Genomic DNA, 16227 nt, shown 5'->3' with positions numbered 1-16227 from the left:
CCGGCAACAGTGCTTTAGACCATCGAATCACACGGATTCATCGGTACACTGTATGACCGGCTGATCAAAGCACCCGGGCCGCCCTCCTTACCGATCCTCATCAAGTTGACAGCCATCACGGCCATCCATATAGTCCCGCAATACCCACACGTCGCTTAGGTTGAACATGAAGACGCTCCTGGTACAACAGGCTCTTCTTGCCGGCACAATCGCCGCCGCAGTCGGGGTGTTCGCGCAGGAGCTGAAATTCCCTGTCGGGAACTGGCGATCACCGGGACACGCGACCTTCACGAACCCCGGCCTCACCGGCGCCGCATTGTATCTCAACATCGATGTAGCGAAAGACGGAAGCTTCCGCGGCACGTGGGGCCAATACCTGTGCAATTCATACCCAGGTGCCTATGGCATATTCGTCTATTCGTGCAGCCAAATAGGAAGTCATCGTGTTAGCGGCAGGTTCGGCCAGGATAGCCAGAGCATGATCGAGCTGGACACCCTGGGCCGTAGCACCTTTACATGGAATGCACCATCTACCGACGAGCTGGAGATCGATCTGCCGAAGAATTGGCAGGGCGAAGATGCCGTCCTCTACCGGGCGCGTTTGACCCGTGATGGCAAACCTAAGCCTGAAGTCCCTGCGGTCCCACGTGAGGAAAGTCCGTTGCCGTCTGCCAACGCCCTCTATCGCGAATTCAAACAGAACGCCGAGGCGGCACTCGCGCGTCACGTTGGCAAGGCGCTGGAGTTGGAAGGACGCCGAGGCACGGTGATCGAACTCAGCGACGGCGGCGCGGCGATTCACATCGCCGATGGGTTCACCAGCCGCGCGCTGGTCCTCTACTTCTCGCAGGTGCAGGAGGTCGCGGGGATCAGCGAAGGTGCGCTGTTTCGATTCAAGTGCACCGTCGCGAGCTTTGACTACCAGTACGTGCACCTGGAAGCCTGCTCCATCATGCGGTGAGATCGCCCTTTCCCTGCATGTCCCGACATCCTCTGCGCTTCGCTTTCCCGTCGATATTCTTGCTATGATGTCGCCTATGCGACTTCACCGAGCCTCCTTGTTCCTATTCGCCGTGGCCCTGCTGTTTCCCGGCTGCGCCTCTTGGTTCATAAAAGGCGAGCCTCCGGAGGTGCTTGTCACCAACGTCACGCCGCTGGACGCGACGGTGTTCGAACAGCGTCTCCGTGTCGATCTCCGGGTCCGCAATCCGAACGACTTCGACTATCACCTGACAGGCGTTGATTTCACGTTGAATCTGAACGGGAAACGTCTGGCCCGTGGTCTAGGAAGCAAGGAGATGACGATTCCCCGGTTAGGTGATGCCGTGATGACGATCGATACCACGACCTCGACGCTGGATATCGTGCGCCAACTGCTCGAGTTCTCTCAGAAACAGGAATTGACGTACGACATCAAAGGCGTGTTGCATAGCACGGAGGGGCGATTATCCTTCACCAATGCAGGTACACTCGTCGAGCCGGGCATGCTCTCCAGCTCACCGACCAGCTCTCATGCAACTCCGCAATAATATTCACCCAAGTAAACTCACGGCCTAACCCAGTTCGCAGAAGCTGAGACAAGGGACACATCTTCAAGTCATTGCTCACTGGCATGCACAGAACTAGACGCGACCCCAATGCTTACTTTGTGAACATCGCCGGTCCTCATCATCCAGGAAGATATCTTGCCGGGCGTTGCCCGAGCAGTGACGTGATAGAGCGCCCCAGGAAATTCGATGCGGAGTGGTCTAGCCATGCCGGGGAGTCTAGATCACTGGTATGCACAAAACAAGATCTGACCATATCTATTGACTTTTCTCATGCAGGATCAGCATTCTCTCTCGCATACGTTACAACCTTATGAAAATTCGCGTTAGCTAGTAACCCCTTCACAGCATTTCCAAATGCAGTCACATAATAATTGTTCTCGCCTACGGGCGTAAACTCCTCTACTTGAGCAGATGCTTCGATGTCTACACTCTGCACTACTTTTTGCTGTGCAACTGAAAACACTTCCCAGTGCACTAGAAACCGAACATTCCCCTTAAAGTGTCCTCGATCAAGGTTCCAGCCGGTCAATCCTGAGCAGTGATTTTCTTTTAGGTTGGTTATTCTTGCTCCAAGAATAAGTTCAGCCCCGGAAAGTTTATATCGTTCGAACAGTGACGTAGGTTTCTCGAGTAAGCGATAGTTATACTGTATCACTACCCGTTCAAATTCTTCATGGTATTGTCCGTCTCGAAATGCGCTGTTCCCATTCCACTTGATCTCCTCTGAACGGAAACATGCATTGCCCATTCGGTTCTCTCCGACAACGGTCCCCCTAGGAATATCAAAGACAACCCTATCGAGAAGCAGCGGTCGAGTTTGAAGGAGTTCAGAAAGCGGCTTAGGGTTAGGCACGGGTACCTGCTCCACAACCGGCATGATGCCGCATCCCCACAGAGTAACGCCGGCGAATAGCAAACCAGCTGTTAGAACTGGGCGCATGAAACCATGTACCAAATAGGCAACATGGACTCCTGTGCGCCAAAGGATTTGATCATTATCTATGGTACACATACCCTGTTCTCCATATGTCCTTTTATGGGGATCAGACAGATTTGTTATTCTTCCCTGATGTCAAACCACGGCATGGCGGTGAGTGAGCCATTAGAGATCTGCTTCACGATGATTGCTCAAACGCAAAATGCATTATTTACAATGGATGACGTACCTCGGCAACATCCAGTCCCCGAAAGCCTAAGAACTGGGTTCGAATCTCTAATTTCTCCCATCGTATTGCTTCGCAATGCCTGCCCAGGTTTTCTCAACTTGCGGGATCAGCAGCTTAAATGCTTGCTCCTCGGCCTCAAGCCGCTTCGAGTCAACCATATCTGATGTGCCCCAGATACTGGTTAAACCAGTCGATTTTGCAGTCGCTTCTGCCAAACCATAGACAAATCCAGTTCGAACATCGGTAAACAAAGCGGATGCCGTTGAGGTGATATGTGCATCACGATCCGGAACTAGACCAAGCGATATCGGGGAAAGTGGAGCATACGTACGCCCCTGAATCCTGAAAGATGTATCAAGCGTATAAATCAATAGAACATCGGCTTGAACTTTTGCAGCTGACACTCTCAAATCCTCGAGTGAGTCCATGTTCTGCGATGTCAGAAGCAAACGATTGATTGGTGCCACTCCTGCCATGGCTGGCCATTTGGAGATGTTTTCTATTTGATCTTCAGTGAGCAATTCCTGCGTCGTCACAACACTGAACCGACCGGTACCGTAGCTGTCGGATGTGTATGATTTGTATTGAGGCGCCTGAACTCGGACAATGGCCAACCGCGCTGGAAAGTTAGGAGAGGGCTTGCGAGAAGCCACTTCTGCAATGTCGGCGCGATTGATGTCCGCAAGTTTTACTGATCCGCCAGGAGTCACATAGCCCGCACAACCTGAACACACCGCCAGTAATAACCATAAAAGAACTTTGAATGGCATGGCCGCTCCTTTTCTCGACCGTTGGTCTAGCCGGCATTTCGTATACTTGCTTCGCTAAACGCTGCTGATTGGGGCGAGAGTTTACTGAATGCTCCTCTTGGTTGCTACCCTACTATAGCGTCAATGGTGTACTGCGGGATCATCCCCGCACGGCATGATGGATCTCTCTTCCCCGCATCTCTCTGATGTTTAGCCTAATTACTTAACCCCTTCAGTTTCCTAATAACTTTCTCACTTTCACACTTCCGGCCGACCGGCACTCCCGTTGCTCAAGCACTAGATCAACAGGCCCGGGCACCACGACGGAAAAGGAGGTGAATTAAACAGACCGTGGCCAAGTGCTGAGGACTGAGTGTCGAGTCGTGCGTTCAACATGTTCGCTTAACCATAAGGAGGATTACCGTCATGTCACAGGGTACATCGCAGGTGTCGTCAGGGAATATTGCCCCCACGGTGAGGGGGCCAGAGAAGAATGCAACGGAAGTTAAAGTCTTGGCTGGAGCCATCCTCTTCCTCGGTGGATTGCTTGCCGCGGGGTGGCTCTACAGCCAAGCCGGCGACCAGGGCAAGATCACAGGAGCCATTGAGCAAGCTACTGTCCAGGATCTTTTCAAGAAATCCACGGTCATGAATCAGGTTGAGGCCTCGACCATCCACCCTACTCAGGTGGCGACTCCAGTGGTCTCCACCGCGGACATTGATCATAGCGACATTTACTTTGAAGTCGGTCGGAAGGGACTGACCGATGAAGGAAAGACTCAGTTGGCAGCTCAAGCCGACATGCTGAAGCAGCACGAGGACTTCGGCGTGTTGATCCAGGGCTATACCGACCAGCAGGGATCGGCGAACTATAACAAGCAGCTCGGCATGAAGCGGGCGGAAACGGTGAAGGCGGAATTGGTGAATGCCGGCATCGCCGAACACCGGATCAAGGCGGTGAGCTTAGGCGAAGAAGGTGTCCTGTGTGTCGACACCAGCGACGTCTGCCGGCACATGAATCGCCGGGTGCACCTGGAAGTCCGCAAGATCGGTCAGGAACACATGAGGCTTCCTGTCGTTCCCGCACCCACCGAGTCCTCGGACTGGTCAGTCGATCCTTCATCAACGTTGGGGGATGGCAACACACCCACCGACGGAGTTCCTCCTGTTCCGTCTGAGTCAACTATCACGTTGGACTCAGTCAGCGGCAGTTGAAGCTTCTCTGTGAATCCTCGGATGGGGGTCAGTCCCATCCGAGGATCTCACTGCCGGAATAACTTGGACGGTGAGATCAGGCATGAGGAGCCCTTACAGACCCGCTTCATCCCAGAAAGGATCCGGTCGCGCTCGGCGGAGGCCATTCGGCTCTAGCGCGAAAGGGTGATCTCTGGATCGTTTTTCATTATTCGCCGAAGCCGTCTTTTTTCATCTCTGGCCCTTGACAGAGATGAAACGTCGCTCCTGACGAAGAGAGCCGCCATCCCCAGAACCGTTATGAGCCTGTGGATAGCGATCCGAATGGTGGCAATAGGAAGTCCGCTTGGCCAATGCAAACAAGTGATGTCAAGCGATCTTTCTAGGAATATGCAAGAAAGTAGGGAACTTCGGCCGGAGCCACTATTACTAGTAGTTCAATACAGCTATGGCGGATGCTTAAAAAATAGGCGAATCGATGAATCCGCACGCTATACGCACCATTCTTTCTTGAATTCAGAGACTTGTTCACAAGGTTATCCACAGAAGATGTGGGTGAATTTTCTTATGCTAATGTTTCTGCGGAAAATGGTTTCGGTCAGCCGTCCTCAATCCTTAGACTGGCTAACTGGGATCTAGTTGCGTCGAACAGATTTCGTGGATTTCCACTTCCAGGGCGGGACCGGATTGGGATCTGCCCACAGGCCTGTGCCCGCCGCTCTAGCCAATTCTTCCATGTCTTTCAAGGTTTGATTGCCGGATGCTCCAGGCTGCACCCACGCGAGCCCTTCTTTGACCAGCTCATGGGCAATCTGCCGTCCATCCAACAAGAGGATGTCGGCGCTTATCCGACCCTGCCGATCTTTCCTCAAGTCTCGCACGACTACTTCACGGTTGCCGATGTAAGCCGCCGTCGCATGTTTTGCCTGTTTCCCATACGGTTGTTTCAGTTCGGGACAGTCCACATCGCGAAGAGATACCATGTCCCTTCTGCTTTGATGGTGGATGGTCAGTCGATCCCCTTCATGAACGGTAAGCACTCGTGCGACGAATTCCGCTCCGAAGGTGGCATGGGTGGGCCATATCATAAGGAAGGGGAAGAAGAGGCACATGAACAGACAAGAATTTTTCATGACAACCTATGCTACCTGCCTCCAGCGTTCCCACCAACCTTTTCTCGATTTGAAGCAGGCGGATAGATCGGTATGCTGTCGCGCTGCCCCTCTGCTTGACCGTTGAGCACCGAGAGGCGTAGATTGATTTGTCGATGCCGCCTCGGCTGTGAGGAGGTGGTCGCAATGTTCGTTGTTGGCGCAGAGAACCAACAGGCTGGACATAGCACCTGCGTTCCCCCTTCTTTCTCACCTCTTATCAATCATCTCGCTGAGTTATCTTCAAGAAGCGACCTGGGACCTTTGAGTCCCAGGAGATCATATCCATGTTGGCCGTCGCCACATACCAGGTCGTTCCTGTGGCAAGGAGGAAGATATGTCGTACCGTTACAACACCATTGATATCATCGTGGGTGTCGGGATGTGTGCCATTCTCTTTGGAGGGCTCCTGTTGTTCCTCGCTGCCAATGGGACCTATCAAATGGTCCCGTCACAAGTTCTCTCGTTTGAACGGCAAGCTACCATTGATGGCATGAGCATCCTTCAGCCGGCTCTCGGCCAAGCCATCGTTGATCAGGCGCTCTTAGAGCGTCGCACCAATCACGCCGTGGCGCAATCGGCCTCCGAATGGAATCATGCGACGCTTGCGTATCACGACTGGCAGTCAGGATCACGCGGCTTGCTCGGAGCCGTCCTCAACCAAGCTGCGACGGTCCCCATCAATCATCTGGCTCGCGTGGAAGGCATCAAGGGACGGGCGGTCGTCAACTTCACAAAGCGCGGCGTCCGGAATGGCCTTGTGTCGGCCGATCAGTATGGCACGATGTACAACATGAAGATGATCGGCGCGATCGAAGCCCAAGGGCAACGCTTGCATGACGAATTCGCCTCGACCTGGCAAGCGACGCTCGGACGCCGCATCGTCGAGGCAGCCCACTATGACTGGCTGCAGACAGGTGCCATTCAGGAGCGGCTCGGGTCTGCACTGGTGCAGGTCGTACATGCGCAGATGAACGCCGAACAAGGACGAGCCGCACAGCAAGAGCAGCTGGCGAGTTTGATATTCGCCGCCGTTCGCCATGAGGTTGTCGTCGATCGCCCGACGCAGGCACCTACCGCCATGCCAACAGTGACGGCTTCCGAGGATATCGCCATGGGTTCTACCGAACCAGTATCATGGCCGGACATCCCAATGGGCTACCTGATGGCCGCCGGCCTTCTCTTGACGACCATCTTTTTGGGTGGACTTACCATGGCGGCGCAGAGCAGAGAGGCAAAGGCGCTCGCCCAGCTGAGACGAGATGTAGACCGCTGGGCGTTTCGCATGGCTGCGTAGCGGAAGAACGAACGGGGACACCGGCGTCCGACAAAACCGTCGGCCGCCGGTGAGTCCTGAACATGAAGAGCTCAACGCATCGAATCGATCGCCGCGAACAATCGCGATCCGTCAGACTGCTCATCGTCGAGGCTCAACGTCTGTTTCGGCAAAGCCTGCGGTTGCTCTTGGAACGGGAACGAGATATCGCCGGCGTCACCGAAGCAATGGACGGGCACGAAGCCTATCGCCTGGCGCTCGAACACAAACCCGATATCGTCCTTCTGGACGTCGATATGCCGGATCTCGACGTGGAGTCGATCACGAAACTTGTCCGTCAGCACCTGCCCAGAACTAGAGTATTGTTGTTGGCCCGATACGATGAAGACTCGCGGATCGTGGCCGCGATGCGGGCTGGAGCGTTCGGCTATATCCTGAAGGACACCGACCAAACAGATTTTCTGCGGATCATCAGGGCCACTGCGAGAGGGGAACACATCTTGTCGCCGGTCATGCCCGCGCAGTTCGCCAAAACTGTTCCCGGCGCGCTCCCACAGACATACGAGGACAACAAAGCCAGACTATCCGGCTTGACCGATCGGGAACGAGAAATTCTCACGTGCGCGGCGGCCGGTCGGAGCAACAAGGAAATTGCGGACCAGCTGTGTGTGTCGGTCGATACCGTCAAGACCCATCTCCATCATATCTATCAGAAGCTCTCGGTCGACGGGCGCGTCGAGGCGATTCTCACTCACCTCAAAGCTTGATCCGTCCTTTCACGCGTATATTCTCACCCAATCGGTGTAGTTCTAATTCAATCTTCTAGGCGATGGCAAAGAAACCGATCCGAACCGTAACATTTTGATGAATACAAGGGACGGTCCAGACAACCCGTATTCGAGCACAAAGAGGTTTCAAGCAAGGAGGTGGACGGTATGAGCGATGTACACTTAAAGGACATAAAGGACGATCTAACACACGAGCCAGCATGGGTGTATTGGTATGGCGCGATTTTTATCGGGATCGTAGCATTTGCACTTTTTATGGGCGGTTTCATGTGATGAGTCGTTTGTAGCCGATGGCCGTAACTGGAGTATGAGGAAGCGGTGTCTGCCGCAACGGTTACGACGGTTACAATGTCGGCCGGGGCCGTCTCAAACGGCTCCGGCTGTTCATTCAGACTTTCCGTTTAGGAGAAGGCCTCTGCCTTGATTCGCAACCTCCCCCGCCATGTGGTAGACTAAGCGCGTAGTCATTCTGATCCTCGCGCTTTTCTCCCCATCCTGTTCCTGCGCGATTGCATCGATCAGTCTGCTGTGAGCGGGTCGGACAATGGCCTCAGCGATAGAGGTCCTTCCATTGACGCCGCTCTCTCCCTTGATGGCTATGATAGAAAAATAGGAGATGGCATAGGCTACACGTGCCCTGTCAGGAGCCACTGTCCTCGAATCAAGGAGACGAATCTGATGAACACCTACATTGAGAGCATCTGTCCATGAGCGCCAAACCGAACCAATCGACCCCTGTTGAGCGTTGGGTCCGCATTCCAGACGGCACGAGAGTGCGTCATCGATCCGAATCCTATGAAGGGGTGATCGACGGGTTGACCGAGATTGTATCCGGCTCGGAGCGTAACCCGGATGGAAAAACGCAGTATCGGGTGAACGTGGGCGACAGCACGCGGTTGCTCGTCTCGGAGCACCACCTCAATATTCTGCTGGACAGCAAACATCTGGTCCTGCTCGCTCGCGAATCCGAACTGTATCGACGGTCCGTCACCGACCGGCTTCGAGCAGTCTTTCCAGAAGATCGCTTCGTGACTGCGGCGCATAAAGCCTCGGCGTCTCCGGACAAGTCACGGCAATAGAGAGACAACATCAGTAGCCGATCTTGTGTGTTCAACCTTTTGTTTGAAATGGTGGAGGAGCGATGAATACATCATGGGGAACCAAAGCCATACACCGGCGAAAACGGACCATTCTTCGGACCAAGGTCCGTTGGGAGATGCTGGGACTCCGAGATCCGGCGCAGTCATCCCCCGAGCCGTCGATTGAGGACATTCGTCGCCAGATCACTTCAGCCGCAAGCCAAGGGTTGAGTCCGGATACCGTCTCTCGCTCCCAACAAAAGGACGCCCGTCCCAAATCCGGATCCAAGACGTCGGGGGCTATTCGCAGGCGGGGTACCGCTACGCGGTAGGCCGCACATCGGCACATCACGATCGAAAGGAGAGCATCATCGGAGGACCAGGCAAAACTACAGCCGCTAAGCGGGACCGTGAGAAAGCCCGTATGCAAAAACAGCGAGACAAAGAAGAACGCCGTGTGCAGCGAAAGGCCGCCAAGCGCGATCGGCCGATGCAAGACGGTGAAGACCCGGACCTTGCCGGCTTGCGATGGGGCCCTCAACCTCCGCTCTATTGAGGGCCGTAATGCGCGACGCGTCAACCTTTCGCCGGTACGCAGAAAAGACGAGGAATGGTTATCAGTACACTTACCTTCGCCTTTGTCATCGTGGAACTTGGAATCGCCCGGTGTTAGTTGAAAGGCAAGTAACTCCCACCGTCGTCTCCTTCAGTAAGAGTTCACCTCCTGATCCGATCCCGCGGACGCAACCACCCAGCGAGTCTCAAGTTGGCAACATGTGTCGGAAGTGCACCCGGGCATCAGCTCTTTAGTATGGGCGGCTCTCTGTTCGAGCAGCGCCAAGAGGGACATGAGTAATGAAGGTCCTGCACTGTTTAGGCGGCTTTGCGGCTGTCGGCCAGGGCGAAGAGTTTATCAGTGACCGCTATGTTCTCTCTGACCTTCTGAGCGAGTGCTGTGCCTCTTGCAGTAAGCTGTAGCTTCACGATCTTCCTCTTCGCATTGACCCGCGGCTTGCCTATCCATCCGTTTCGCTGAATAAGTTGCACGGTCTCGACCGCTGTGAGGTTCGGAATACAGAGCGCCGAAGCGATCTCAAACACTTCGCACTGAGGATGCCGGTCAAGATACAGCAACATGCTGGCCTGAAGCGTAGAGAGTCCAAGCGGTTGCAAGCGGTAACGGAAGAGACCTTGAAGACGGAGCACGGTTTCTAAGGTGGAAAACTTGCCGTTGTTAGGTTGAAACGATTTCATAGGTAAAGTATAGCTGAAGATCGTGGGACCAGGAAGGAACAATGATGTCCTCCTCAATTCGGTATCTCACATCCATTCATCGGTGCCTCGCATGATCAGCAGCGCGGTTTCTTCCCCGCTTGACGGAATCTAGATAGGGCTGACTGAACTCACGCGTGGGTCTTCTGCAGCGGTTTCCATTGCAACTGGGGAACATTCGTGGAGCCGGCGACCCGGATTGAACGGGCGACCTGCGGTTTACGAAACCGCTGCTCTACCAACTGAGCTACGCCGGCACCTTGGTGAGGCGAAAGGAAGACAAGGCGAGGACCCTTGTTCGGCATGATACCGGCCACCCGGCGAGCCTGTCAATGAAGCAAAGAAGGCTCATCCCAACTTTACGGCCCGATCCGCCCAGGATTGGGTGCCGCTCTCGATGAGTCATCAGGAAGGGTCGGCTGTTTCTGTATCGGAGCCGGCTTTGGATTGTTACCTCTCGCCACGGGATATATTCGCACCATGCCTCCGCGCCCCGTTGCGGGCACACAGAGTGCCTCCTGTTTGGTGGCGAACTGCTCGCGAGCGACACGTGCCGCCTGGCTCCGGGCATAGGTGCACAGTTCACCGGCGAAGACCGTTCCATCTCGATCCACATCGGCAACGCCTTGTAACCCCCTGAGAAGATGGTACGTGAATAGCCCGTGTTTGCCTTCCTCATATGCGTGGGCTTCTTGCAGACTTCGATTGCCCACCATCCACATTTCCACGTCTTTCCTGGCCTCGCTGACCGAGGATTCCCAGGCCGGGGTAGGAAGGTCGGCGAGACCGGTGCCGGGAGATGGATCCAGCGAGACGTCGAACATCAGAATAGCCTGCCGGATGGGAAGTCGTGCGAGCGCCTCCTGGAGGCGTGCGAGAGGATAGCGCTGCCTCGCCTCGGACAATGTCCCATCGTACGGCACGAGCGAGATCGCACCGCTTCCCCCGTCCACCACCGCTCGTCCGGAAAAAAATACATAGACAACGGTCTCTCGATCCGCCTGCTTGGGAAGCCAACGCGCAAACGTGTCCTCCAAATCCCGCCCGAGCGCCTGTCGGTCGAGCAGAATTCTGATGCGCTCACCCGGGACTCCTCCGATGACGCGCAAGTATTCAGCCATGACTTCAGCATCATGACGAGCATACTTGACGGTCGGCACCTGCTCATCGCGAAACGCTCCGACGCCGATGGAGATGATGACGGATTTCGGTTGGCGAAATGCCGCCAGAGTGTTCGGCAGATTATCGACATCGGACACCAGTGTGGAATCAATGCTTCTCGGTTTCACCCCAAAACTAAAGACCTTGGGCGGGGAAACCGATGCCACCGGGCTGGTGGTCCGCAGATTCAAGGTCACGTCTCCCTGGAGGTTCTCTTGAGCTCCCGTTACCCGCTGTGTGATCGAGGTGCGCTTGATCTCTCCCGGTTTGAGCATGCCGATGTGGAGTTCCGATGGAAACAAGGCGACCAATTCGGCCTTCCCTTCAGCCGCAACCCTTACGTCTCTTGCTTCTCCCAATCCCTCATTTTTGACTTCGATTTCGATTGTCAGGGATTCGTCCGGCTGAAGGAATTGATCCCGATTTTCATCTCGGATGATCGCACGAAAACTCAACTGGGCCGGCTGGACAACCTCGCTCGGAACGACCTGCGGCGGCACCGCCGTGTCCGGCACGCTCGGAGGCTGAGCGACGGCTCGCTCTGGCACCGCCTGCACATTGTGGGGTGGACGTGACGCGATCGGAACCCATGTTTCTCTGTGGGCGGCATATTCTCGAATTTGTGTCGACTGTGCGATCTGTTGGGCCAACCCCTGAGTGGCCGATCCGACGGCGTCCTGCACAATCGTGTCCAGGCCCTCCACCCGGCATGACTGTTCTTTGACCATCACCGTACCGCGCCCGGTACCTTCGAACTTCTTATTGAAGAGCATGGCGCCGTCGCGAGCCAAAAACGCCATTTCAACGCCCACGACCGCGACCGCCGGATAGGTGCCCGGCGCCTGCGTCGGGATGGCCAACTCAAGCCGCCTCATTCCTACCCCGACCTCAATCACGCCGTCGGACGCGATGGACTCCTCAGACTGATCCTGAGCCGTGACACCGGTGAAAACTCCCGCCAACTTGTCTGGGACGGAGGTGACCAGCACGTCGGCGAGCCCAAGCGACCGCATCTCCCCGCACCCATCATGGTATGACACCTCCGCCGTGGTCACGCTGGGTGAGAACCAGATCACAGGCGTCAGTGGTATCGGTGAGGAAGCGATCGGCTCTTTCCCCCGCTGCAACAGGGAGCAGCCGATACCCGACAGGGCGAATGCCAGCACCACGCAGAACGCGACAAGGTGGCGGCATGGCTGGAAAGGGGCGATCCGTATAGATTGCAGCTCGCTCACGTTGTGGTTATATCGGATTCGCATCGGCGTCACAACCGGGGAAGACACATTGACAGTCCGTTCTCCCTGAGGCTAAGGTCGCTCCATGTCCGCGCCGGTGATCTCTCCTCCCTCAGCGCCGTCAGGAATTCCCTGGTCGGCATTCGCGCATCTGATCCGGCTGCCGAATCAAACCGGGACGTATCTGCTAGTGCTTCCGACGATGTGGGCGCTGGTCCTTGCTGCCCGTGGATTTCCACCACTTCACCTGCTCGCGATTTTCATCGGTGGGTCGTTTGTGATGCGGAGTGCGGGCGTGATCATGAACGACCTCGCGGATCAATCGTTCGACCGGCAGGTGAGCCGGACCAAGACCCGCCCCCTGGCAGCCGGTACACTCTCCCGCCGACATGCCTTCGGTCTGCTCAGTCTGTTGTTGCTGATTGCCGCAAGCCTGTTGCTTGCGCTCCCTCCCCTCGTCGCCTGGCTTTCGCCCATCGCGGTGTTCTTGGCGGCCCTCTATCCGTTTTCCAAGCGGTGGATCCACATCCCCCAAGCCATGCTGGGGGTCGCCTTCGGCTGGGGAACGATCATGGCCTGGGCCGCCGTGCGGGAACAGGTGGACGCTCCTGCCTGGCTCCTATTTGGCGCAACGGCCGCCTGGGCAGTTGCCTATGACACAATCTACGCGATCCAGGACCAAGAAGACGATCGGCGTATCGGGGTCAAATCCTCCGCGCTCTACTTTGGGCCATCTCTCCACCGAGGCGTGGGGCTCGCGTTAAGTACCATGCTCGTCTTGTTGGCCGCAGCGGGATGGCTGAGCGAACTACGCTGGCCCTATTACCTCACGTTGCTGAGTGTGGGACTGTTTTTGGGAACCCAGGTAGGACGACTACAAAGGCCGATCACACCGCTTCACGCGTTCGCCATGTTTCGCGCACACGTCTGGGTCGGCGTCGCCATCCTGGTTGGATTGCTCGCCGGGCTGTCGGGTTAAGGCTTTTCGACCGGCTTCTCTGCCACGGGCTCCGCCTTCGGCGCCCGCAATGTGGCCACATACATCGTCACGGCTTTGGCGTCCGCATCATTCAATCCCAAGGCCGGCATTCGCGTGTGCGCGTCCATCGCCTGTGGATTCTTGAGCCAACGATATACCCACGTCGCGTTCAGCCGAAATCCGGCCCGATCCAGCGCGGGACCGATCTTGCCCCCTTCACCGTCGACATTGTGGCAACCGTTGCAGCCGTATTTGTTTTCATAGAGACGTTTCCCACGCTCAACCAGTTTGGCGGCTTCCGCCGGCTTGACCGTGAGGTCCGGCCGTGAAATGCTGACGCCTCTTCCCGGTCTGGAGGAAAAATTGTTCAGTGCCACCTGGGCCGCATCCAACTCTTTCTTGGCCTGAATCATCGCCGCTTGCTCGGCCGCATAGGCGGATTCATCCACTTCGACATCTTTCTTCAATTGCTCGCTCTTCCGCTCGGCCTCTTCGTTCGCCTTCTTCTCCGCCTCTTCATAGGCCTGTTTGGCCTGTTCGAACCTCGTCTGGGCGGCCTTGAGCCCTTCTTCCAAGGACGTTTTCCGCGCTGCGACATTGAACTGCATCTTCATCCCGTGCAGCGTGCGGACATGCCCCACGATGGCCCAGATTTCATCCTCGGAGAGCGTATATTTGAACGTCGGCATCGTGGGAACGGCAAAGTCGTCATCTCCGATAGGATCTCCGCCTTCTTCGCTGGTGTCCAGCATGTCCCGCGAGATGGTACTGAAGAGTTCTTCGTCCTTGAACGTGCCCATCTCGGACTTGTTGGACAAGTCCTTCGGCTTCGGGTCAGGCATGAACGACCAATTGAACCCTTCGTTCTGTTTGCCGCTCTCCCCGTGACAATCACTGCAGTAGTGCACGTAAAGATCGTGGCCGCGCTTCTCCTGCTCGTTGGCACAGCCACCGGCGATCAACGCCGCACCTCCGATGACTCCGACCGTGAATGCAACGACACCCAGCCTTGCCGCCTTCATGCTCACTGCCCTTTCTTGAGTTTTCTGATCAGGACGAATTGAAAGCCAAGGGCCAATGCAGCAGCGATCGCCGCATACATATAGCTGGAATAGTCCGGTGGAGCATCGGCTCGGAAATACCACCACGAGGACACGGCTTTTTGGGATCCCTTTTCCACCAAGTCTCCCGCCCCATCTTTCCGACCGTCCCATACCGCAAACGCGATACTGATGAATTGCCCAGGCGTAATTTGAACGTCTTCTTCGGGGTGGTCGGTCGAGAGGCTCCTGGAAAAGACCACTTTCCATGTCCCGTTCGAATAAGCCCCCTTTGCGTTCACATCTTGATGCGCTTGCGGCTTCAAGGTGCCGAAGCCTTTCGCGCTCATATCAACCGCCTTGCCGGTCTTGTTCTTCCAGAACCAAATATTCACCGGCCCGCCTTCCACCTGCAGCATCGGCTGTCCATGGGCAAAATGCGCCTTCTTGTCCCCGACCATGAATTCAAGTGCCGCCCCATCGTCCGGATCCTGAGTGGGATCGGCATACTCCACAAGAAACGCGACTTGCTTGCCGTCGTGCAACGCGCGGACGATGACATCTTTGACCGTCACTTCCTGGATACGATTCGGCCAATGCACTTGAGGCGACATCGGAAACGTTGCAGCGGCGGCAGTACTCCAGGCCGCGGCACCCGGATCGTCCAGGGGCAATCCACCTGTCACCAACGCGGCCCGAACCGCCACGCTTTCCTGAGCCAAGCTCAGCGATGTCCCGCTGATGACCATGGCCGCCGTCAGGGCCATCCCACCCCGCAGAATCCGCTTCATCGTCTGAATCGCCGGTTTCATGCTGGCCTCGTTCTCTCTACACGACTCGATCCGTACAGGCTGTTCACTCTCTTACTCCCATGTCCGTGGTGACTGATGGGCCCCGTCGTATTCACCCATGATGATTTTCCAAATCCATTCGTCCGGTAATTCCACCTCCCAACGCGGCATCGCGGACTTCCATGGCGCCCCTTCGATTGGGAGACCGACCCCGCCTTTCTTGATGCGCCAGAACAGATAACTTTCTTGCAACATGGCGATGGTCGTCGGATCGGCAAAATTGGCCGGCGCCGGAATAAAACCACGCGCCGCGGGTCCCTTGCCGTCGAAGTTCCCGCCATGGCAGGGCGAGCAAAAGGCCGCATAGAACCCTTTCCCTTGCATGATATTTTCCGGAGTTTTGGGCACAGGGTTCGAAAGGCCGGTGTATTCTCCCGGCGGTGCCGGGTGGATTGTCCGGCTTTCCGTCGGGGGAAGATCGCTCGTGGCGGTACTGCCGTATGTCTGCCACCCGACCAATAGAGGGAAGAGAACGAGCACCCCGTAGCGAAGCCCTTGCAAACCTCCGATGTTTTCGCCGGTCAGAAACCGTTGGATCGGTCCCCAGAAGGCGTCTTTCGATTCCCCACTCAAGGTCTCGAAGATCACGATGCCCGACGCCGTCAAAATGAGATAGAGAAAAATCAAGCTGGAGGGAAGAGGCGCCGAACCGGGTATGTAGGGCAGCACAAATTTCAAGAACAGATACATCGCTACCATGAGTATGATTGGCTTCCCTAACGCGCCCATACGTCCC

General features: G+C 56.0%; 17 protein-coding genes and 1 tRNA gene. 8 read left to right on the top strand and 10 right to left on the bottom strand.

The genetic code is table 11. The annotated features are described in order from the left end of the window. Positions 1–166 precede the first annotated feature (166 nt). Together A4E19_08120 and A4E19_08115 are read left to right on the top strand one after the other, a co-directional pair. Positions 167–961: a hypothetical protein gene (locus A4E19_08120; protein ID OQW31568.1), complete on the top strand. Its 795-nt coding sequence runs from the start codon at positions 167–169 to the stop codon at positions 959–961. Positions 962–1037: 76 nt separating this feature from the next. Then, the gene (locus tag A4E19_08115; GenBank protein ID OQW31567.1) at positions 1038–1529 is read left to right on the top strand and encodes a hypothetical protein; all 492 of its coding nucleotides are present in this window, start codon (positions 1038–1040) and stop codon (positions 1527–1529) included. A gap of 289 nt (positions 1530–1818) precedes the next feature. Here A4E19_08115 and A4E19_08110 read toward each other — a convergent pair whose 3' ends face one another. Further along, positions 1819–2562, bottom strand: coding sequence for a hypothetical protein (locus tag A4E19_08110; protein OQW31566.1), 744 nt, complete (start codon positions 2560–2562; stop codon positions 1819–1821). Positions 2563–2763: 201 nt separating this feature from the next. Further along, a complete protein-coding gene (locus A4E19_08105) occupies positions 2764–3486 on the bottom strand; it encodes a hypothetical protein (protein OQW31565.1) in 723 nt (240 codons plus the stop codon). Positions 3487–3891: 405 nt separating this feature from the next. Here A4E19_08105 and A4E19_08100 point away from each other — a divergent pair, with 405 nt between their 5' ends. After that, on the top strand, positions 3892–4680 hold the full coding sequence (locus A4E19_08100) for a hypothetical protein (protein OQW31564.1): 789 nt from the start codon (positions 3892–3894) through the stop codon (positions 4678–4680). Between the two features lie 614 nt (positions 4681–5294). Here A4E19_08100 and A4E19_08095 read toward each other — a convergent pair. Then, positions 5295–5792: a hypothetical protein gene (locus tag A4E19_08095; protein ID OQW31563.1), complete on the bottom strand. Its 498-nt coding sequence runs from the start codon at positions 5790–5792 to the stop codon at positions 5295–5297. Between the two features lie 355 nt (positions 5793–6147). Here A4E19_08095 and A4E19_08090 point away from each other — a divergent pair, with 355 nt between their 5' ends. Both A4E19_08090 and A4E19_08085 read left to right on the top strand, forming a co-directional pair. Then, on the top strand, positions 6148–7107 hold the full coding sequence (locus A4E19_08090; protein OQW31562.1) for a hypothetical protein: 960 nt from the start codon (positions 6148–6150) through the stop codon (positions 7105–7107). Positions 7108–7169: 62 nt separating this feature from the next. Then, complete coding sequence (locus A4E19_08085) at positions 7170–7853, top strand: hypothetical protein (protein ID OQW31561.1); 684 nt, start codon at positions 7170–7172, stop codon at positions 7851–7853. A 405-nt stretch (positions 7854–8258) separates the two neighbouring features. On the opposite strand, the gene A4E19_08080 is transcribed toward A4E19_08085, so the two are convergent. Beyond that, positions 8259–8525, bottom strand: coding sequence for a hypothetical protein (locus A4E19_08080; GenBank protein OQW31560.1), 267 nt, complete (start codon positions 8523–8525; stop codon positions 8259–8261). A 56-nt stretch (positions 8526–8581) separates the two neighbouring features. Between A4E19_08080 and A4E19_08075 the strand changes: the two genes are divergently transcribed. Together A4E19_08075 and A4E19_08070 are read left to right on the top strand one after the other, a co-directional pair. Beyond that, positions 8582–8953 (top strand): hypothetical protein, encoded by a 372-nt coding sequence (locus A4E19_08075; GenBank protein OQW31559.1) that lies wholly within the window; start codon positions 8582–8584, stop codon positions 8951–8953. A gap of 62 nt (positions 8954–9015) precedes the next feature. Beyond that, positions 9016–9285, top strand: a complete 270-nt coding sequence (locus A4E19_08070) for a hypothetical protein (protein OQW31558.1) — start codon at positions 9016–9018, stop codon at positions 9283–9285. 541 nt (positions 9286–9826) lie between these two features. Here A4E19_08070 and A4E19_08065 read toward each other — a convergent pair. The 3 genes from A4E19_08065 to A4E19_08055 all read right to left on the bottom strand — a co-directional run bounded on the left by A4E19_08065 (position 9827) and on the right by A4E19_08055 (position 12462). Further along, positions 9827–10249 carry a hypothetical protein gene (locus A4E19_08065; protein ID OQW31557.1) on the bottom strand — a complete coding sequence of 141 codons (423 nt, stop codon included), beginning with the start codon at positions 10247–10249 and terminating at the stop codon, positions 9827–9829. Between the two features lie 157 nt (positions 10250–10406). Next, positions 10407–10482: transfer RNA gene (locus tag A4E19_08060), tRNA-Thr, on the bottom strand. Between the two features lie 102 nt (positions 10483–10584). Continuing rightward, positions 10585–12462 (bottom strand): hypothetical protein, encoded by a 1878-nt coding sequence (locus A4E19_08055; protein OQW31556.1) that lies wholly within the window; start codon positions 12460–12462, stop codon positions 10585–10587. A 244-nt stretch (positions 12463–12706) separates the two neighbouring features. Here A4E19_08055 and A4E19_08050 point away from each other — a divergent pair, with 244 nt between their 5' ends. Beyond that, the gene (locus tag A4E19_08050) at positions 12707–13600 is read left to right on the top strand and encodes a hypothetical protein (protein OQW31555.1); all 894 of its coding nucleotides are present in this window, start codon (positions 12707–12709) and stop codon (positions 13598–13600) included. On the opposite strand, the gene A4E19_08045 is transcribed toward A4E19_08050, so the two are convergent. The 3 genes from A4E19_08045 to A4E19_08035 are packed head-to-tail and all read right to left on the bottom strand — an operon-like array spanning position 13597 to position 16220. Further along, complete coding sequence (locus tag A4E19_08045; protein OQW31554.1) at positions 13597–14622, bottom strand: hypothetical protein; 1026 nt, start codon at positions 14620–14622, stop codon at positions 13597–13599. The genes A4E19_08050 and A4E19_08045 overlap by 4 nt on opposite strands. Before the next feature lie 2 nt (positions 14623–14624). After that, on the bottom strand, positions 14625–15452 hold the full coding sequence (locus A4E19_08040; protein ID OQW31553.1) for a hypothetical protein: 828 nt from the start codon (positions 15450–15452) through the stop codon (positions 14625–14627). A gap of 51 nt (positions 15453–15503) precedes the next feature. Further along, the gene (locus tag A4E19_08035) at positions 15504–16220 is read right to left on the bottom strand and encodes a hypothetical protein (protein ID OQW31552.1); all 717 of its coding nucleotides are present in this window, start codon (positions 16218–16220) and stop codon (positions 15504–15506) included. Positions 16221–16227: the final 7 nt, after the last annotated feature.

The sequence above is a fragment of the Nitrospira sp. SG-bin1 genome, from assembly GCA_002083365.1.
Lineage (GTDB): Bacteria > Nitrospirota > Nitrospiria > Nitrospirales > Nitrospiraceae > Nitrospira_D.
This window is presented reverse-complemented; position numbering and strand designations above follow the sequence as displayed.